Below are 18,183 nucleotides of genomic sequence, written 5' to 3'. Positions count from 1 at the left end.
GGGAACCAACGGGCCCTCGATCACGCCTGGAGCCGGAGCAGTTCCGCCTCGATCAGGTCGGCGGCCCGCCGGGTGCCGCCCTCCTCGGCCATCCCGGCCCGGACCTCCTTGAGCCGCCGGGACACTTCGGGGTCGTCGACGAGTGCGAGGGCGGTCTCCCGCAGGGTCTCGGCAGTCGCCTCCTCCGTCGCGAGACGGCGCGCGACCCCGAGGCCCCGCAGCATGTCCGCGTTGCCGAACTGGTCGACGGCCTGCGGTACGGCGATCATCGGCGTGGCGGTCGCCAGTCCCTCCTGGCTGCCGCCGGCCCCGGCGTGCGTGACGAACAGGTCGGCCTGTCGCAGGATCGCCAACTGCGGTACCCATGAGTGCACTTCGACATTGGCCGGCACGTCACCGAGGGCGGCCGGGTCCAGCTGTCCGCCGGTCTGCAGCACGAGATGCCAGCCGTCGAGGTCGCCGAAGGCCCGGAGGCACTCCCGGTAGAAGCCGGGCTGGTCGGTGAAGGTGGAGCCCAGCGACACGAGCACCACCTTCTCGGCCCCCTCGGGTCGCTGCCACTCCCCCTGCGCTGCCCGGGCGCCCTGGCAGGCGCCGACGAACGTGTAAACGCTTTCGTCGACCCGGTCGGCGTTGGGCTGCAGGGCCCTGGGGATCAGGACGATCGAGCGCTCCGGCCGGCCCACGAAGGAGTCGGGGTGCCGCTCGATGCCGTTCTCCTCCAGCCAGGCCCGGAAACGGGCGTAGTAAGCCTTTCCGCGCTCGGTACTTCTCGGCTCCGCCCACATCGGCTCGGCGACCTCCTCCTCGTATCCCTCCCAGGCGACGAGGTTGGGCGACAGCGAGATCGCGGGCACGCCCCAGCGGTGGGCGAGGACCCGGGCGGGGTACGCGGTGATGTCGTGCAGCACGAGATCGGGTACGTCCCCCTCGTACGCCTCGGTCAGCTGGGGCAAGGCCTGGATCGCGTCGGCCAGGAACAGCTCGACGTGGTCCAGCAGCTCGCTCCCCCAGGCCGCCGGGTCGGCGCCGGGCGCCGGCAGTGTGGAGTTCCACAGCCGGGGCTCGGCACCGGTCTCGGCGACCTTCTCCGCGAACACAGGCGGGATCGCGTACGTCACCCGGTGCCCCCGCGCGACGAGCTCACGGATCACCTCCAGGCTGGGGTTGACATGGCCGTGAGCGGCCACGGAGAACATCGCGATGTGGGCGGGGCGGGGGGCTGGGGTCCGGGTGGTCATGCGAGGAACGGTAGACGAGACGAGACGTCTCGTTCAAGTACATTACGGCTCGCTCAGGCCGACCCCCCGGTCCACGCCCTCTCATGCGCACAGCACCTCGTGCAGCCGCAGCCACTGCTGTGGGGACACCTCGCCCACGAGGACCCCGGCGTCCAGGCCGGCCGCCCGGAACGCCGTGTCCACCCGGCGGCGGGGATGGGCTCGCCGCAGCGAGGCCTGCAGCGAACCCCCGACGCCCGAGAACCCCAGCTCCACCAGCCGCCGCCAGCCGTCGTACGCGGCCGGTTCGAGCAGCGGGGTGCGGCGCCGCTCGATCCGTACGATCCCGGCGTCGACGCGGGGTACGGGCCGGAACCGCGTCCGCGCGACGCGCCCGGCCAACCGCCATTCGTAACGGGGCCAGCTGCGCACGGTGAGCAGGGTCCAACTCCCGTAGTCACCGGTGCGTTTGCGGGCGTACTCGAGCTGGGTGAGCAGGGTGGCGTCGGTGAGGGCCGGTGCCCGCAGGCACCAGTCGACGATGGCGGCGGTGCGGGAGAAGGGCACGTTTCCGGCGACGGAGAAGGGGGTGCGGGGTGCTCTCGCGGTGAGGAAGTCGGCGCCGATCACGCGCACGTGGGGTGTGCCGGAGAACCGGGTGTGCAGCGTGGGCAGGAGGCGTCGGTCGATCTCGTAGGCGCGCAGTTCCCGGCAGCGTGGGGCGAGGCGTTCGGTCAACGCGCCCTTTCCCGCGCCGACTTCGAGCAGCAGGGGTGCCTGTCGTCCGTGCGGGACGGCGACGTGGGCGAGGTGTTCGGCGGTGGCGCGGTCGGCGAGGAAGTTCTGCGAGAGCGCGCGGGTGGTACGGGTGGGGCGGGCCATGGCCTGCGGTCCTTGTCTTCCGTGAACGGTGAGAAGGGCAGCCGAAGGCCCTGACCGGAAGACAGAGGAGGGGAAACAGGCGCGAAGGAATCAGCGGGCGTGGCTTCCCGTACCGGTCAGGGCACCGGGGCCACGACGCATCCGAAGGGAGTGCGTGCAGTCCCGGCCGAGACCGGTGATGATGATCGCGTTGTTCGCTGCCACGAACGCAACGCTAGGTTTGCTTCCGCACGGCGGACAACTGGTTTTCCGTGTCGCGCGCACCGCTGGTGTCGCGCGCACCGCCGGTGTCGCGCTCACCGCTGGTAACGGGCGAGCACCAGGTTTCCGTCGTTTTCCAGCCGGTCGCGCAGTTCGGCGAGGCCGATCGCGCCGCTGTAGTACTCCTGGAAGGCGGGAGTTGCCACCTTGTCCTTCCACTCGGGGTAGCCGCGTACGGACTGTGCGGGCGCGGGGCGCAGGTCGGCGGCCAGGGCCGTGCCGGTGGCCCAGCCGTCCTTGGCTGTGTGCAGGGCCGGATCCCGGAGGGCCGCGGTGCCGGTGGGCAGCATCCAGTCCCCGAGCGCCAGCCGCACCATGTTCTTCGGCCGCAGCAGGAAGTCGAGGAACGCGGCGGCCTCCTTCTTGTGCGGGCTGTCCTCGGCGATGGAGAGGGTCTGCGGGCTGACGCCCTGAGCGAGGCCGTCGGCCCCGGCCGGGGCGGGCAGCACCTGCCAGCGGAAACCCTTCGGCGCCTGCTGGACGATCTGCTGGCGGTAGGAGAACCCGAGCGGGACCATCGCGTACTTGCCGCCGAAGAAGCCGGGCAGCGTGTCCGAGCCTCCGCTGCCGAGGGTCGTGGGCGAGGCGCTGCGGTCGGTGTTCGCCTGGTCGTGGATGGTGCGGGGCACCACTTCGTCGCCCGCGCCGAAGCGGATGGTGACCTTGCCGTCGGCTCCCCGGTGGAAGAGCCGGCCGCCCGTCGACAGCGACAGGTTGAGGGTCGCCGAGACCGGTTCCTTCAGCGGCCAGGCGACGCCGTACGTGCCCTTGCCGCTGAGCTGCCGGGTGACGGCCCTGAACTCCGGCCACGACCAGGGGCGTTCGGGCGTCGGGATGCGTACGCCGGACCGTTTCAGCCAGGCCGCGTTGGCGACGAGGACGCGTGGTTCCTGGAGGAAGGGCACGCCGTAGACGCCGTCGCCGAAGGTGGTGGTCTGCCAACTGCGCCGGGGGATATCGGCCTTGAGCCGGGCGGCCAGCAGGCCCCGCAGGTCGGCGAGGTAGCCGCCGTAGGCGAAGTCGGCGAGGTCGTCCGAGGCGTCGTGGATGATGTCGGGGGCCTCGCCGCCCTCGAAGGCGGTGAGGAGCTGGTCGTGGACGCTGTCCCAACTTCCCTGGACGTACTCGACCTTGACGTCTGGATGGCTCGCGTTCCACTCCTTCACCAGCTGCTTGTTGGCCTCGACCGACTCCTGCTGCCAGGCCAGCGACTGGAAGCGGAGGGTGATACGGCCGTGCGCGGTGCCGTCGCCGCCGCCGGTGCAGCCGGACAGGAGCAGGGCGAGGACGAGGCCGAGGAGGCAGACCGTCTTGCCGCGCATCAGTTCTTCACCGCCCCGGTGAGCATGCCGCCGGTGATCCGCCGCTGGATGAGGGCGAAGACGACGAGGGAGGGCACCGTCGCGAGGAACGCGGCCGCCGCCAGCGGGCCGAGGTCGGCGACGCCCTCCGCGCCGATGAAATGGGTGAGCACCACCGGCAGCGTCTGTTTCTCCGGCGTTTTCAGCAGGACGAGGGCGAAGAAGAACTCGTTCCACGCGGTGACGAACGCGAACAGGGCCGTCGCCGTGATGCCCGGTGCGAGCAGCGGGGCGACCACGGAGACGAGGGTCCGCACCCGCCCGGCCCCGTCCACCGCCGCCGCCTCCTCGATCTCCGCCGGCACCGCGCGGACGTACCCTGCGAGCATCCACAGCGCGAAGGGCAGCGCCCACACGACGTACACGAGGGTCAGCCCGGCCAGTGAGTCGATCAGCCGCAGGTTCTTGAGCACGAGGAACAGCGGGATGATCACCAGGACCAGCGGGAACGTCTGACTGACCACGACCCAGCCGGTGGCGGCCCGGGTCAGTGCGGTGCGGCGCCGGGCCATGACATAGGCGAGCGGGGTGGCGATCAGTACGGCGACGAGGGCCGCGCCGGCCGCCGCGAGCAGGGAGTTGAGGGCCGCGTGCAGCAGCGGCTGCTCGTCGAAGGCCTGGCGGAAGTTGCCGAGCGTGGGGTGGCGGGGAATCCAGGTGGGATGCGGACTGCCCAGCTCACGAGGTGACTTGAAGGCGGTGGAGAGCAACCAGAGGAAGGGGAAGGCGAGGAAGACGAGATACGCGAGCAGGGCGACGTACTGACCGGCCCGGATACGGGAGTTGACTCTCATGCGTCGCCGCCTCCCTTCAGTCGGCCCGCGAGGAACAGGGCGAGCAGCACCGAGATGACCGCGACCATCACGCAGCCCATCGCCGCCGCGTACCCGAACTGCCCGTACCGGAAGGCCTCTTCGTAGGCGAAGAGCATCGGCAGCCGGGTACGGCCGCCCGGACCGCCGTTGGTCAGCACGTAGACCAGCGCGAAGGAGTTGAAGTTCCAGATCAGGTTGAGGGCGGTGATGGCGAGGGCGACGGGTCTCAGCGCCGGCCATGTCACCGTGCGGAAGCGGCGCCAGGCGCCCGCGCCGTCCACCGCAGCCGCCTCGTGCAGTTCGCGCGGGGTGTTCTGCAGTCCGGCGAGCAGCGCGACGGTGGTCTGCGGCATGCCCGCCCACACGCCGACCACGACCACGGCGGGCAGCGCGGTCGCAAGCCCGCTGAGCCAGTCGTGGCCCTCGCCAAGGCCGAGGTGGCGCAGGGTCTCGTTGAGGACGCCCGCGTCGGGGTTGTAGACCAGCCGCCACATGATCCCGACGACGACCTCGGGCATCGCCCACGGGACGATCGCGAGGGCGCGGGCCAGCCAGCGCAGCCGCAGGTCCTCGTTGAGCAGCAGCGCGAGACCGAGGGCGAGCAGGAACTGCGGCACGGTCACCGCCACGGCCCACACCAGCCCGATCCGGAACGACTCCCAGAACAGCGTGTCGTGCAGGAGGTCCTGGAAGTTGAGGCCGCCGATCCACCGGCTCGGCTCGGTCCGGCCGGACTGGGAGTCGGTGAAGGCCAGCAGGACGCCGTAGAGAAGGGGGCCGACGCTCAGCACGAGGATGGGGATCAGGGCGGGCAGGACGAGGAACCAGACGGCACGGTCGGCGGGGCGTTCCCCCACCCTCCCCGCATCGATCTCCGCTGCCACAGGTTCCCCTCTGTGTACGGGACGCTCTTCGTGTACGGGACAGTCGAGCCCGGTCATGGTCGTGAAAGCCGTGTGTCCCGTCAAGGGCGCGGGCACACGTCCCGGACCTGTGCGGATGCGAGACTGACCCGCGGTTGGCGAGAACGCGACGCCACCACGAGGCCGGACACGGAGGCGGGCGATGGACGAGGCGACGGCGCGGGACGTACTGAGCGCGGCGGGGGTGCTGCCCGCGACGGCGGAGCTGCTCGCCCTGGGCGAGAACGCGGTGTTCGCCGCCGGTGACCTGGTGGTCAAGGTGGGCCGGGACGCTGAGCTGCTGGAGCGGGCGCGGCGGGAGGTGGACGTCGCGCTGTGGCTGGCCGAGGAGGGGGTCGCGGCCGTACGGGCGGCTGAGCCGAAGCCGTTGTCGGTCGAGGGGCATCCGGTGACCGTGTGGCACCGTCTGCCGGATCCCGTACGGCCCGCCGAACCACGGGATCTGGCCGAACTGCTGCGGGTCGTGCACGCGCTGCCCTCGCCTCCGTTCGCCCTGCCGTCACGGGAGTTGCTGGGCGGGGTGGAGCGGTGGCTGCGGCTGGCGGGGGATGCCATCGATCCGGCGGACGCGGCGTATCTGCGCGAGCGGCGGGACGGGTTCGCGGCGGCCGCGGCCGCGTTGACGCCGCGGCTGGCTCCGGGGCCGATTCACGGGGACGCGTTGCCCCGGAACGTGTACGTCGGGCCGGAGGGGCCGGTGCTGGTGGATCTGGAGACGTTCTCGGCGGATCTGCGGGAGCACGATCTGGTGGTGATGGCTCTGTCGCGGGACCGGTACGGGGTGCCGGCAGCGGCTTATGACGGGTTCGTGGCTGTTTACGGGTGGGATGTGCGGGAGTGGGAGGGGTGCTCGGTGTTGCGGGGGGCTCGGGAGACGGCGAGCTGTGCGTGGGTGGCTCAGCATGCGCCCAGCAATCCCGCGGCGTTGGTCGAGTTCGAGCGGCGGGTGGCGTCGTTGCGGGAGGGGGACGAGGCGGTGCGGTGGTATTCGTTCTGAGCGCTCAATGAGTGGGGGGCTGTTCATGGCCGGGCGACTGCCGGCTTCTTGTGGCTGCTCGCGCCCGCGCGGCGGTAGCCGCAGGTTCGATACCGCCCTGCGCCCCTTCGGGGCGCGTCGTCCCACTGTCTTCATCTCTGATCTGGATTCTTCGCGCCGCCTGCCGTAGCTCCGTCAGGACCCTTCGGACCGCCGCCCTGGCCGTGCGTTCCGGGCGGTGGAGGACGTCGATGTGGCGTCTGGCCCGAACTCCGCTCAGGGGTCTCAGGACCAGGTCCGGGTGCGGGCGGGTCGTCCAGCGGGGCATCAGGGCCAGGCCGCCGCCCGCCGCTACGGCCTCCGCCGCCACCGCGAACTCGTTGATGCGGTGGGCGAGGTGGAGGCGGCGGCCGGCTGCCGCGCCGATCGCCTCGATGGTGGCCATGACCGGGAACCCGTCGTGCACGGTGATCCAGGGCTGGTCGGCCACGTCGCGCGGAGTCACCCGGCGTCTGGCGGCGAGGGGGTGGTCGGCCGGCATCGCGACGTCGAGGGGTTCACGCAGGAGCGTCGTCGCCGTCACCGTGTCCGGCCAGGGCGGGGCGTGGTCCAGGCGGTGGGCCAGGACCAGGTCGTACTCCCGGGTGAGGCGGGGGAAGTCGCTCTGCGTCACGTCCTCGTCTGCGAGTGCCAGGACGGGGTGGTCCGGGCCGTCGAGCGCGCGCAGCAGGAGCGGGAAGAAGGCCGCGCCCGCGCTGTGGAACGCGGCCACCGACACCTGGCCGTCGGGCCGGTTCAGGAACTCCTCGACGCTGTGCCGGGCCCGCTCCAGTGCCGACTCCACCTCGATCGCCGCGCCGGCCAGGGTCTGCCCGGCGTCCGTGAGCACCAGCCGGCGTCCCTGGCGCTCGGTGAGCGGCACCGGGATCGCGCGCTGCAGCAGCCGTAGCTGCTGGGAGATCGCCGAGGGGGTGACCAGCAGCGCCTCGGCGACCGCGGTGACGCTGCCGAGTTCGCCGAGCTCCCGCAGGATCCGCAGTTGCCGTTCGTCCATGGCTGCAGTCTAGGAGCACGATGTAGGACTTCTAAAAGATCGTTTTAGAGACTGGTACTGGGCTTCATGGACGGTCGCGGTGCACGGTGGGTCCATGTCCGACGTCCGCCGTACCGATGCGGTACTTCTCCTGGTTGCCGTCGTCTGGGGTTCGAGCTATCTGTCGGCCCAGACGGCCACCTCCGCCCTGCCCGTCCTGGTGGTGCTGTTCGCGCGGTACGCCCTGTCCGCGCTCGCCTGTCTCGGGCTGGTCTCCGTGGGTCCGGGGCCGCGCCGGTGGACGCGCGACGAGCTGCGGCTCGGCGTGCCGCTGGGGGTGACGCAGGCCGCGGTGCTGGTCGTGGAGACGTATGGTGTCGCCCACACCAGCGCCGCCAACGCGGGGCTGATCATCAGCCTGACCATCGTGCTCACCCCGCTCCTCGACCGTCGGCGCGGTGGGCCGCCTCCGGTCTTCTTCGCCGCCGCCGGGGTGTGTGTGGTGGCCGTCGGGCTGCTCATGTCCGGTCACGGGTTCCACGCCCCGCGGCTGGGTGACGTGCTGATGCTGGGGGCCGCGGTGGTCCGGGCCGGGCATGTCGCGCTGGTGGGTCGGCTGACCGTCGGCCGGGCCGTGCGTCCGCTGCGTCTGACCACCGTGCAGACGCTCGTCGGCACCGCCCTGTTCCTGCCGGTCGCCGTGCCCGGTATGCCGGACCTGGCCCGGGCCGGTACGGCGACCTGGTTCCAGCTCGTGTATCTCGCGCTGTTCTGCAGTGTGTTCGCCTTTCTCGCGCAGACCTGGGCCGTGCAGCGCACCTCCGCCAGCCGGGCCAGTCTGCTGCTGGGCACGGAGCCGGTCTGGGCCGTCGCCGTGGGCATCGCCCTCGGTGGTGAGCGGCTCACCCTGCTCACCGCCCTCGGCGCGGCCCTGATGGTCGGTGGGACCTACTGGGGCCAGGCGATCGAACGCGCCCATCGCACCGCCGCCCCACGCGAAACCGAAGTCCCCGCACACGACAAGGACGTCCGATGCCGGACCACGACCACGACACCTACCAGCGTCTGATCGGCCTGCTCGACAGCGCGCGTGCCGACTACGAGCTGATCGACCATGCCCCGGAGGGCACCACCGAGGCCGTCAGCGCGCTGCGCGGGCATCCGGTGTCGGAGGCCGCGAAGTGCATCGTGCTGCGGGTCAAGGTCGACCGCCGCACGACCCGGCACGTGCTGGCGGTCGTCCCCGGTGACCGGCGCGTGGACCTGGACGCCGTACGGACGCTGTACGCGGCCCGGTACGCCGGCTTCAGCGACGCGGGGACGGCCGAGCGGCTGGCGCGGGCGGTGCCCGGGACCGTGCTGCCGTTCAGCTTCGATCCCGAACTGGAGCTGGTCGCCGACCCGGAGGTCGTCGGGCGGCCGCGGCTGTACTTCAACGCGGCCCGTCTGGACCGGTCGCTGCGCCTGTCCGGTGCGGACTACGAGCGGGTCGCGCGGCCCCGTGTCGTGCCGGTCTCGACACCCGCGCCGGCCTGAGCGGCGCTCACACCGGCTCGTCCGTCAACTCCCGCAGCGGCCATGTGCCGTCGACCACGGCGGTGGCGTCGCCCTTGCCGCGCAGGAACTTCTGGAAGTCCGCCGCCCACTCGGCATACCACTCGATCTGGCGGCGGTGCAGTTCCGCCGGGCCGAGGGCCGCGATCTTGGGGTGACGGTCGGCTATCGCGCAGGCCAGTCCGGCCGCGGCGAGGGCGTCGGCGGAGGCGTTGTGTGCGGCGTCGAGCGCGACGCCGTACTCGGTGCAGACGGCTTCGAGGTTGCGCTTGCCGGGGCGGTAGCGGTCCACCCGGCGGTCGATGGTGTACGGGTCGACGACGGGGGCGGGATCGAGGCCGCCCAGGCGGTCGCGCAGGGACGGCAGTTGGTGGCGCCGCAGTTCGGCGGAGAGCAGGCTGAGGTCGAAGGCCGCGTTGTAGGCGACGACCGGAACGCCGTTCTTCCAGTAGGTGGTGAGGACGTCCGCGATGGCGTCCGCCACGCGGTCGGCGGGCAGGCCCTCGGCGGCCGCCCGTTCGTTGCTGATCCCGTGGACCGCCACCGCGTCCGCCGGGATCTCCACGCCCGGGTCCGCCAGCCACTCCCGGCGCCCTATGGGCTGCCCGCCCCTGACCTCGATCACGGCCCCCGTGACGATGCGCGCCTCGCGCGGGTCCGTCCCGGTCGTCTCCAGGTCGAAGCCGATCAGCAGCTCCCGGTGCCAGCCCATGGGCGGCCCCCCTTCTTGGTGGTGCTTTCCCCCAGTGGTCTCCACCTTCCCATGGGCCACTGACAATCAGGGGACCGCGTTCCGCTCAGGGCCTGTTCCAGGCCCTACCGCCCCGGACAGTTCAGGACACCGGGCGCGAATCCACCCACGTCGTCTCGAACTCCTCGCGGTATGTCGGGAAGAGTCCGTTGTCGACCCCTTCGCTCTTCTCGTCCGACTTGACCACGCGGTTGCCGTTGCGCAGCACGAGCACCGGCGCCTCCATCCCCCGGGACCTGCGCAGATAGGACTGCACGACGGCGATGCCGTCCGAGCCGTCGCCGTCGACCAGGTAGGCGGAGAAGCGCGGTGTCTCGTCGTAGACCTGGATCTCGAAGGCGCCGGGATCGCGCAGCCGGGAGCGCACCCGGCGCATGTGCAGGATGTTCATCTCGACCGAGCGGCTCAACTCGCCGCGTTTCATGCCCAGTTCGCGCTCGCGGCGCTTGACGGCGCTGGAGGCCGGGTTGAGGAACAGCAGCCGCACCCGGCAGCCCGCCTCGGCCAGGCGGACCAGCCGGCGGCCGGAGAAGTTCTGCACGAGCAGGTTGAGGCCGATGCCCACGGCGTCCAGGCGGCGGGCGCCGCCGAAGATGTCCTCGGCGGGGAACTGGCGCAGCAGCCGCACCCGGTCGGGGTGCACGGCGACCACGTCCGCGTACCGGTCGCCGACCAGGTCCTCCACCGCGTCCACGGGCAGCCGGCGGGCCGAGGGCACGTCGCCGGCCGCGCCGAGCATGTCCAGCAGCCGGGCCGAGGCCCGTTCGGCCTGGTTCAGGACGGCCTCGGACAGGGCCCGGTTGCGGGAGACGACGTTGCGGGTCACCTCCAGCTCGTCCAGGGCCAGTTCGACGTCGCGGCGGTCGTCTATGTACGGCTCGAAGCACGGCCAGTGCTGCACCATCAGCTCGCGCAGCTGGGGCAGGGTGAGGAAGCTGAGGACGTTGTCGTCGGCCGGGTCGAGCAAGTAGCCCTTGCGGCGGCTGACTTCGCGTACCGCGACCGCCCGCTGCACCCACTCCTGGCCGGCCGGTCCGGCCGCGGCGATCACCCACTCGTCGCCGTGGACCGGTTCGTAGATGGGGCGCAGAACGGCGGCCACGACCGCGCGCAGCCGCTGTTCGACGAGGTTCAGCCAGATGTAGGCGCGGCCGGCTCGCTGGGCGCGTACACGCACCTCGCGCCAGGCCTCGGCGTCCCAGTCCAGCTCCGGCCCGATGGAACCGGTCTCCATGGGCCTGGCCAGGGACACCGTGCCGGGCGGGACGTCTTGGGAGTTCCCCTCGTGACCCTCGTCACCAGGGGGCAGCTCCAGCCCTCCCGAGCCCACCCAAGCACCGCCTTCCACTCCCCCGAGCACACCCCAGGTCGACGATCAAGGAGCGTACTCCGCGAGCGGGCGGCGGTGCAGCAGGATGGGCAGGTCGATTCTCAACTACCTTAGTGCCAGTGTCCGTTCTCACCGGCGAGGGCGGCCGGAGTGAGCGGATTCATAGCGGTGACGTCGCGCGGGGCGATGGAGAAGCCCTGCCAGTGGACCGGCATCGGCTGCTGGTCCTCGTCCCGGGCGATGTGGTGGAAGCCGACGTTGACCCAGACGATCGGGTGGGTCAGGGTCTGCCCGTTCACCCAGGTGTCGACCGACTTGCCGTGTCCGGCACCGCAGTTGAGCGGGTTGCCGCTGGCGTACTGCTCGCACGGGTTGTACTCGGTGAAGTACACGTCGTGCTTGGTGAGGTTGTGCCCCAGGTACTTGGCCGTCGGGCCCTGCACGATCTCGTACGAGCGCGCGTGGCCGTCCTTGTTCTTGCCGGCCGTGCTGACCACCCGCCACCAGCGCATGTCCTTGGCGTCGCCGGCCAGTTCCTTGGTGACCTTGGTCAGCGTCGTCTTGTTGGTCGGCGCCTGCTGGCCGCCCACCGGCGGGCTGACGACCGAGTCGTACTGCTCGACCTTGGCCTTGGAGGAGCCGTCGAGACCGAAGTCGAGCCGCCAGAAGATGTTGTGGCTGTGGCTGGTGGCGTACGCGCGGGCGCCCTTGCCGATGGGCCAGCCGCGGCCGTCGCCCGCGTCGTAGTCGTCGGGCGAGAGGCTGCCCGTCGCGCCGGCGTTCATGGTCATCGTGCCGTCGTCCTGGAAGCGCCACTCGGTGATGTACTCGTACCAGCCGACCTTGTTGACCGTGTAGAGCAGCAGGTCCTTGCCCTGCGCCTGGTAGGTCTTGTTGGCGTCGGAGAGCATGTGGTAGGCGTGTCCGCGCGAGCGCGTGGTGGCGCACAGGCCCTTGATGTTCGGCGAGTCCGAGTAGAAGGGCTCGGGCACCTTGACGGTCTTGATGGTGCCGCCCGGGCACTCGGCGGGCGTGAGGTTCAGCAGGCCGTTGCCGAAGCTGTAGTCCGTGACGTCGTTGTACTCGATGCTGCCGTCGTCGTAGGGCACGTCGATCTGGGCGAGCTTGGCGTTGTTCAGCACCTTGATCGGCTGGGACTCGCCCGGCGGCTGGTAGGAGATGTCGTCCAGCATGACCCCGGACCTGCTCTCGAAGCGCCAGCACATGCGCCAGGTCGTCCCGGTGGAGAGCTTCTGCTCGATCTGGTAGGCCGCGCTGCACGCCGGGGCGGCGGCCGGGGCGGCGGCCTCCTTGTGGTCGGCGAAGGCGTGGGCGGACGCCGTGCCGCCGAGGACGAGTCCGACCGCGAGCGGGCCCACCATGGCCCGCCTGCGCAGCGCCCCCTGGCGGGCACGGCTGTCTCTGTTGACGCGCATGAAGGAATGGCTCCCTTACAGGAGATGCGGGTGTGAAAGGTGGACGGAGGCCGGGTCAGCCGATCCGGACGACCTTGCGGGCGCTGAGGTCGATCACGAAGTCCCGGGTGTCGATCCAGGCGCCGTTCTTGACCTTCGGGAACAGCCGGGTGCAGCGGTGCTCGCCGCACTTGTCGAGCGCGGCCGGCCGGATGCCCGGGGTGGCCCGGAACACCATGCTGGTCAGCGTCAGCTGGTCCGGGGAGGTGAGCTCCTTGCCGGTGGCGTCCTTGTAGTCGGCCTTCAGGCCCGCGCCCAGCGGGTCGGCGATCAGCAGCCGGGCGGCCTCGGTCTGCTCGGCGATGCTCAGCGGCGGCTGGACGTCGTGCTGGGTGCTGGTCCCCTCGACCTTGCCCGTGTCCAGGTTGACGGTCCTGGTGACGACGCTGTCGTCGCGGTAGTCGTAGAACGTCACGTCCGCCCGCCGGGGCGCTGTCAGGCTGTCCGGCTGGTCGGTGTCGGGCTCGGCCAGCTCGACGGTGAGGCGCTGCGGTCCGCGGGCGCCCCGGACGTTCTCGCCGGTGTTGAGCAGCTGCGGGCTCAGCGCGATCTTCTCGACCCGCTCGGTCTCGTCGTCGGTCAGCGGGTCGAGGCCCTTGCCCTTGTCCCCCTCGGCCGGCGCCTGCTGGACGACCCCGGGCGCGGGTGTGCCGTCCGCCCGGGCCGCCTGGTTCGCGGTCCGCGCGCCGGCGGCCCCGCCGGACTCGTCGGCCCCCGCGGTCCCCGGCAGCGTGACTGCGACCATCACGGCGGTCGCGGCCACCGCCACGGCCGCACCGGCCACCATCTTGCCCAGGTGGCGGTGCACTATCGTGCGCACATTCTCCCCCTACTCCCCCTTCGGTCACGGGAGTATTCGTCTGCCCCACCGGTAAGCCTTGGAACGGGCATACCGCGTATGCACTGGTCTATCGGTAAGAGGGACGTAAGTCATAGGTGGTTCCATCAGTTTCGGGGAGACTCGACGCCAAGGCGCCACGAGGGCGCTCCGCACCTGAAAGAGTCGTATCCATGCAGGTCTGGCCTGGCGAGGCGTATCCGCTCGGTGCCACGTACGACGGCGCCGGCACCAACTTCGCGGTCTTCACGGAGGCCGCGGACCGAGTAGAGCTGTGTCTGCTGCACGACGACGGCTCGGAGACGGCGGTGGAACTGCGTGAGAGCGACGCGTTCGTACGGCACGCGTACGTGCCCGGGATCATGCCCGGGCAGCGTTACGGCTTCCGGGTGCACGGTCCGTACGACCCCGGACGCGGACTGCGCTGCAACTCGGCGAAGCTGCTGCTCGACCCGTACGCGCGTGCGATCAGTGGTTCGGTCCGCTGGGGCGAGGAGGTGTACGGCTACCACTTCGACGCGCCCGAGGAGCGCAACGACCTGGACTCGGCGCCGCACACCATGACGTCGGTGGTGGTCAACCCGTACTTCGACTGGGGCGACGACCGCCGGCCGCGGCGCGGCTACCACGAGACGGTGATCTACGAGGCCCATGTCAAGGGCCTGACCATGCGGCACCCGGGGCTGCCGAAGGAGCTGCGCGGCACCTACGCGGCGCTCGCGCACCCGGCGATCATCGAGCACCTGGTGGAGCTCGGCGTGACCACGCTGGAGCTGATGCCGGTGCACCAGTTCGTGAACGACCACCGGCTGGTCGACATGGGCCTGAACAACTACTGGGGCTACAACACGATCGGTTTCTTCGCCCCGCACAACGCGTACGCCTCCTGGGGTGACCGCGGCCAGCAGGTCCTGGAGTTCAAGTCGGCGGTCCGGGCGCTGCACGAGGCCGGCATCGAGGTCATCCTCGACGTGGTCTACAACCACACCGCCGAGGGCAACCATCTGGGCCCCACGCTGTCCTTCAAGGGCATCGACAACCCGCAGTACTACCGCCTCACCGACGATCCCCGCTACTACATGGACACCACGGGGACGGGGAACTCCCTGCTCATGCGGTCCCCGCACGTGCTGCAGCTGATCATGGACTCGCTGCGGTACTGGGTCACCGAGATGCATGTCGACGGCTTCCGCTTCGACCTCGCGGCGACCCTGGCCCGGCAGTTCCACGAGGTGGACCGGCTGTCGTCGTTCTTCGACCTGGTGCAGCAGGACCCGGTGGTCTCCCAGGTGAAGCTGATCGCCGAGCCCTGGGACGTCGGCGAGGGCGGCTACCAGGTCGGCAACTTCCCGCCGCTGTGGACCGAGTGGAACGGCAAGTACCGCGACACGGTGCGGGACCTGTGGCGGGGCGAGCAGCGCGCGCTCGCGGAGTTCGCGTCCCGGCTGACCGGCTCCTCGGACCTCTACCAGGACGACGGGCGGCGCCCGCTGGCCTCGATCAACTTCGTCACCTGCCACGACGGCTTCACCCTGCGCGACCTGGTGTCCTACAACGACAAGCGCAACCGGGCCAACGGCGAGGACAACCGGGACGGCGAGAGCCACAACCGGTCCTGGAACTGCGGGGCGGAGGGCGAGACCGACGATCCGGCGGTGCTGGAGCTGCGCGCCCGCCAGATGCGCAACTTCATCGCCACGCTGATGCTGTCCCAGGGCGTGCCGATGATCAGCCACGGGGACGAGGTGGCCCGCACCCAGCAGGGCAACAACAACGCCTACTGCCAGGACAACGAGCTGTCCTGGGTGCGGTGGCCCGATCCGGACTCCGACGGGCTCGACGCCCAGCTGCTGGCCTTCACGCGCGCGATGGTGTGGCTGCGCAAGGACCACCCCGTCCTGCGCCGACGGCGCTTCTTCCACGGGCGGCCGGTGGAGGGCACCCACGACGAGCTGTCGGACATCGCCTGGTTCACCCCCGAGGGCCGGGAGATGACCCAGCAGGACTGGGACTCGGCGCAGGCCTCGGCGCTGGCCGTGTTCCTGAACGGCAACGCGATCTCCGAGCCCGGCGCACGCGGGGAGCGGATCACCGACGACTCGTTCCTGCTGATGTTCAACGCCTCGCCCGAGACGCTGGACTTCGTGGTGCCGGTCAACCACGGCCGGCAGTGGCAGGTGGTGGTCGACACCGCCCGCCCGGACGGAGTACCGCCGGACACGGGCCCGAAGGTGCAGGCCGGCGACCGGCTGACCCTGGTGGACCGGAGCCTGGCGGTGCTGCAGCGTCCCGTGTGAGCGACCCGGGCACGCACGCGTGGCGGGCGCCATGACACGAAAGCCGGCGGGAGGGGTACGTAGCTCTGCATGACACCTGAGCGTCCCCTCCCCCCGGTGCCCACGGCCACCTACCGGCTGCAGCTGCAGCCCGAGTTCCCGTTCGCGGCCGCCGCGACGGCGGTGCCGTACCTGGCCTCGCTGGGCGTCTCCCATCTGCATCTCTCCCCCGTCCTGGAGGCGGTGCCCGGCTCCGCGCACGGGTACGACGTCGTCGACCACACGCGCGTGCGGGAGGAGCTGGGGGGTGAGGAGGGGTTGCGCGCGCTGGCGCGCACGGCGCGCGAGCACGGGCTCGGGCTGGTCGTGGACATCGTGCCGAACCACATGGCGATGGCGCCGCGGCACAACCGCGCCCTGTGGGAGGTGCTGCGGGAGGGCCCGAAGTCGCCGTACGCGCGCTGGTTCGACATCGACTGGGAGGCGCAGGGCGGGCAGGTGCTGCTGCCGGTGCTGGGCGGGCCGCTCGGCTCGGTCCTCGGCGAGCTGCGCGTCGACGGGGACGTGCTGCGCTACTACGACCATGTCCTCCCCCTCCGCGAGGGCACCGAGGAGCTGCCGCTGCCGCAGCTCCTGGACGCCCAGTGGTACCGCCCGGTGTGGTGGCGGCTGGCCCGCACGGAGCTCAACTACCGGCGTTTCTTCAGCATCTCCGAGCTCATCGGGGTGCGGGTGGAGGACCCGGAGGTCTTCGAGGCCACCCACGACAAGATCCTCCAGCTGCTGCACGAGGGGGTCGTCGACGGGCTGCGCGTGGACCACCCGGACGGGCTCGCCGACCCGGACGGCTATCTGCGGCGGCTGCACGAGGCGACCGGCGGCCGCTGGACGGTCGTGGAGAAGATCCTCTCCGCCGGCGAGCACCTCCCGGCCTCCTGGCCCGTCGCGGGCACCACCGGGTACGACGCCCTGCGGCACGTCGACGGGCTGTTCACCGACCCGGCGGGCTTCGGGGAACTCCTCGGCCAGTACCGGCGGTTCGCGGCCCCGCAGACCGACCGGGGCGGGGACTGGGCGGCGACGGTGCGGCGGGCGGCGTACAAGGTGCTCACGCACGAGCTGGCCGCCGAGGTCGACCGGCTGACCCGGGTGGCGAGCAGGCTGTGCGCGACCTCGCCCGACCCCGGACTGCGCGACCGGGCCCCCTGGGTGCTGCGCACGGCCCTGACGGAGCTGCTGGTGCGGCTGGAGGTCTACCGGCCCTACGCCTCCGGTGACGCCGCCTCCGTGGTCACCGAGGAGGCCGCGGCCGAGGCACGGCCGGCCTTCGTCGTCCCGGAGGAGGCCGGCGCCGTGGACGTGGTGCGGGGCCTGCTGCTCGGGCGGGGCGGTGACGGACCCGAGCACGTCGAGTTCCGCACCCGGTTCGCCCAGACGGCGTCCGCGCTGCGCGCCAAGTCCGTGGAGGACACCGCGTACTACCGCTATGTGCCGCTGCTGTCGGCGAACGAGGTGGGCGGGAATCCGGGCGGCCCCGCGCTGTCGCCGGAGGAGTTCCACGCGTACTGCGCGCGCGTGCAGCGCGACTGGCCGGCGACCGGGACGGTGCTGTCCACGCACGACACCAAGCGCAGCGCCGACGTACGGGCGGCGCTGGAGGTGCTCACCGAGTGCCCCGGGCGCTGGGCGGACGTCCTGGCGGAGGTGACGCGCACCGGTGAGGGCGTACCGGACGCGCAGCTGGCGTGGGCGGCCTGGCAGACGGTGTTCGGGCTCGGTCCGGCGGACGAGGAGCGGGTGCGGCGGGCGCTGCTGAAGCATGTGCGCGAGGCGGGACTGTTCACGAGCTGGACCGAGCAGGAACCGGCGTACGAGGAGGCGGTGGCGGCGTTCGTCGCGGCGGGCCCGTGCGGGGCGCCCGGCGAGCACGTCAGCGCCCTGCGGGAGGCGCTGGAGCCGCACATCCGGGCCAACGTGCTCGGCGCGGCCCTGGTCCACCTGACGATGCCCGGCGTGCCGGACCTCTACCAGGGCACGGAGAGCGAGTACCTGGCCCTCGTCGACCCGGACAACCGTCGCCCGGTGTCCTTCCCGCCCGACGCCCCCGGCGACAAGGGGGCGCTGACGGCGGCCGCCCTCGGGCTGCGCGCCCGGCGGCCCGGGGCCTTCGGGGAGGCGGCGACGTACACGCCGCTCGCCGCGGAGGGCCCCGCGGCGGAGCACTGTCTGGCCTTCACGCGCTCCGGGAAGGCCGTCACGGCGGTGACCCGCCTGTCCCTGCGGCTCGCGGAGGCCGGCGGCTGGCGGGACACCGTGCTGCCGCTGCCACCGGGACGCTGGGCGGACGTGCTGGCTCCGCAGCGGGAGTTCACGGGGCACGCACGCGTGGAGGAGCTTTTCGCACGGTTGCCGGTGGCTCTGCTGGAGCGGACGGACTCCGACTGAGGGCAGGGGGCGGAGAGCCTCTGGGGCGGGGGGTCACGGTTGT

General features: G+C 71.5%; 14 protein-coding genes and 1 pseudogene. 5 read left to right on the top strand and 10 right to left on the bottom strand.

Annotated elements, in window-relative coordinates; genetic code table 11:
• Positions 1-20: 20 nt before the first annotated feature.
• From mgt to MKW14_RS11165, 5 genes and pseudogenes are all read right to left on the bottom strand, one after another.
• A pseudogene (gene mgt / locus MKW14_RS11185) lies at positions 21-1,284 on the bottom strand (macrolide-inactivating glycosyltransferase).
• Positions 1,285-1,322: 38 nt separating this feature from the next.
• Positions 1,323-2,102 (bottom strand): ErmE/ErmH/ErmO/ErmR family 23S rRNA (adenine(2058)-N(6))-methyltransferase, encoded by a 780-nt coding sequence (gene erm, locus MKW14_RS11180; RefSeq protein WP_240861715.1) that lies wholly within the window; start codon positions 2,100-2,102, stop codon positions 1,323-1,325.
• A gap of 296 nt (positions 2,103-2,398) precedes the next feature.
• Positions 2,399-3,685 carry an ABC transporter substrate-binding protein gene (locus MKW14_RS11175; protein ID WP_240861713.1) on the bottom strand — a complete coding sequence of 429 codons (1,287 nt, stop codon included), beginning with the start codon at positions 3,683-3,685 and terminating at the stop codon, positions 2,399-2,401.
• Positions 3,685-4,518, bottom strand: a complete 834-nt coding sequence (locus MKW14_RS11170; protein WP_240861711.1) for a carbohydrate ABC transporter permease — start codon at positions 4,516-4,518, stop codon at positions 3,685-3,687. Before MKW14_RS11170 ends, MKW14_RS11175 begins: the two co-directional genes overlap by 1 nt.
• Positions 4,515-5,480, bottom strand: coding sequence for a carbohydrate ABC transporter permease (locus tag MKW14_RS11165; protein WP_276619149.1), 966 nt, complete (start codon positions 5,478-5,480; stop codon positions 4,515-4,517). The genes MKW14_RS11170 and MKW14_RS11165 overlap by 4 nt, the downstream gene beginning before the upstream one ends.
• 124 nt (positions 5,481-5,604) lie before the next feature.
• Here MKW14_RS11165 and MKW14_RS11160 point away from each other — a divergent pair, with 124 nt between their 5' ends.
• Positions 5,605-6,459, top strand: a complete 855-nt coding sequence (locus tag MKW14_RS11160; RefSeq protein ID WP_240861708.1) for a phosphotransferase enzyme family protein — start codon at positions 5,605-5,607, stop codon at positions 6,457-6,459.
• Positions 6,460-6,463: 4 nt separating this feature from the next.
• On the opposite strand, the gene MKW14_RS11155 is transcribed toward MKW14_RS11160, so the two are convergent.
• Positions 6,464-7,492 carry a LysR family transcriptional regulator gene (locus MKW14_RS11155; RefSeq protein ID WP_240861706.1) on the bottom strand — a complete coding sequence of 343 codons (1,029 nt, stop codon included), beginning with the start codon at positions 7,490-7,492 and terminating at the stop codon, positions 6,464-6,466.
• A 94-nt stretch (positions 7,493-7,586) separates the two neighbouring features.
• Between MKW14_RS11155 and MKW14_RS11150 the strand changes: the two genes are divergently transcribed.
• Both MKW14_RS11150 and MKW14_RS11145 read left to right on the top strand, forming a co-directional pair.
• Positions 7,587-8,540, top strand: coding sequence for a DMT family transporter (locus MKW14_RS11150; protein ID WP_240861705.1), 954 nt, complete (start codon positions 7,587-7,589; stop codon positions 8,538-8,540).
• The gene (locus MKW14_RS11145; RefSeq protein WP_240861704.1) at positions 8,504-9,007 is read left to right on the top strand and encodes a YbaK/EbsC family protein; all 504 of its coding nucleotides are present in this window, start codon (positions 8,504-8,506) and stop codon (positions 9,005-9,007) included. The genes MKW14_RS11150 and MKW14_RS11145 overlap by 37 nt, the downstream gene beginning before the upstream one ends.
• 7 nt (positions 9,008-9,014) lie before the next feature.
• Here MKW14_RS11145 and MKW14_RS11140 read toward each other — a convergent pair whose 3' ends face one another.
• The 4 genes from MKW14_RS11140 to MKW14_RS11125 all read right to left on the bottom strand — a co-directional run bounded on the left by MKW14_RS11140 (position 9,015) and on the right by MKW14_RS11125 (position 13,401).
• Positions 9,015-9,737: a 3'-5' exonuclease gene (locus MKW14_RS11140; protein ID WP_240861703.1), complete on the bottom strand. Its 723-nt coding sequence runs from the start codon at positions 9,735-9,737 to the stop codon at positions 9,015-9,017.
• Positions 9,738-9,858: 121 nt separating this feature from the next.
• Positions 9,859-11,106, bottom strand: coding sequence for a DUF5919 domain-containing protein (locus MKW14_RS11135; RefSeq protein ID WP_240861702.1), 1,248 nt, complete (start codon positions 11,104-11,106; stop codon positions 9,859-9,861).
• Between the two features lie 110 nt (positions 11,107-11,216).
• The gene (locus tag MKW14_RS11130; RefSeq protein WP_240861701.1) at positions 11,217-12,542 is read right to left on the bottom strand and encodes a copper amine oxidase; all 1,326 of its coding nucleotides are present in this window, start codon (positions 12,540-12,542) and stop codon (positions 11,217-11,219) included.
• Positions 12,543-12,597: 55 nt separating this feature from the next.
• A complete protein-coding gene (locus tag MKW14_RS11125) occupies positions 12,598-13,401 on the bottom strand; it encodes a Tat pathway signal sequence domain protein (protein ID WP_240861700.1) in 804 nt (267 codons plus the stop codon).
• 191 nt (positions 13,402-13,592) lie between these two features.
• Here MKW14_RS11125 and glgX point away from each other — a divergent pair, with 191 nt between their 5' ends.
• Entirely contained in the window at positions 13,593-15,716 is a 2,124-nt protein-coding gene (glgX, locus tag MKW14_RS11120) for a glycogen debranching protein GlgX (RefSeq protein ID WP_240861699.1), read from the top strand.
• Positions 15,717-15,785: 69 nt separating this feature from the next.
• Positions 15,786-18,140: a malto-oligosyltrehalose synthase gene (treY, locus tag MKW14_RS11115; RefSeq protein WP_240861698.1), complete on the top strand. Its 2,355-nt coding sequence runs from the start codon at positions 15,786-15,788 to the stop codon at positions 18,138-18,140.
• The last annotated feature ends 43 nt before the right edge of the window (positions 18,141-18,183 follow it).

The sequence above is a fragment of the Streptomyces gilvus genome (assembly GCF_022513565.1).
In the GTDB taxonomy this organism is placed as follows: Bacteria; Actinomycetota; Actinomycetes; order Streptomycetales; family Streptomycetaceae; genus Streptomyces; species Streptomyces gilvus.
The sequence above is the reverse complement of the archived record's forward strand: the minus strand, read 5'-3'. Positions and strand labels throughout refer to the sequence as shown.

Bases quoted from the DNA above. Each gene is read 5' to 3' on its own strand.
- MKW14_RS11165 (WP_276619149.1), bottom strand. From the start codon at position 5,480: ATGACCGGGCTCGACTGTCCCGTACACGAAGAGCGTCCCGTACACAGA.
- MKW14_RS11155 (WP_240861706.1), bottom strand. From the start codon at position 7,492: ATGGACGAACGGCAACTGCGGATCCTGCGGGAGCTCGGCGAACTCGGC.
- MKW14_RS11160 (WP_240861708.1), top strand. From the start codon at position 5,605: ATGGACGAGGCGACGGCGCGGGACGTACTGAGCGCGGCGGGGGTGCTG.
- MKW14_RS11150 (WP_240861705.1), top strand. From the start codon at position 7,587: ATGTCCGACGTCCGCCGTACCGATGCGGTACTTCTCCTGGTTGCCGTC.
- MKW14_RS11175 (WP_240861713.1), bottom strand. From the start codon at position 3,685: ATGCGCGGCAAGACGGTCTGCCTCCTCGGCCTCGTCCTCGCCCTGCTC.
- MKW14_RS11145 (WP_240861704.1), top strand. From the start codon at position 8,504: ATGCCGGACCACGACCACGACACCTACCAGCGTCTGATCGGCCTGCTC.
- MKW14_RS11140 (WP_240861703.1), bottom strand. From the start codon at position 9,737: ATGGGCTGGCACCGGGAGCTGCTGATCGGCTTCGACCTGGAGACGACC.
- glgX (WP_240861699.1), top strand. From the start codon at position 13,593: ATGCAGGTCTGGCCTGGCGAGGCGTATCCGCTCGGTGCCACGTACGAC.
- MKW14_RS11170 (WP_240861711.1), bottom strand. From the start codon at position 4,518: ATGAGAGTCAACTCCCGTATCCGGGCCGGTCAGTACGTCGCCCTGCTC.
- treY (WP_240861698.1), top strand. From the start codon at position 15,786: ATGACACCTGAGCGTCCCCTCCCCCCGGTGCCCACGGCCACCTACCGG.
- MKW14_RS11130 (WP_240861701.1), bottom strand. From the start codon at position 12,542: ATGCGCGTCAACAGAGACAGCCGTGCCCGCCAGGGGGCGCTGCGCAGG.
- erm (WP_240861715.1), bottom strand. From the start codon at position 2,102: ATGGCCCGCCCCACCCGTACCACCCGCGCGCTCTCGCAGAACTTCCTC.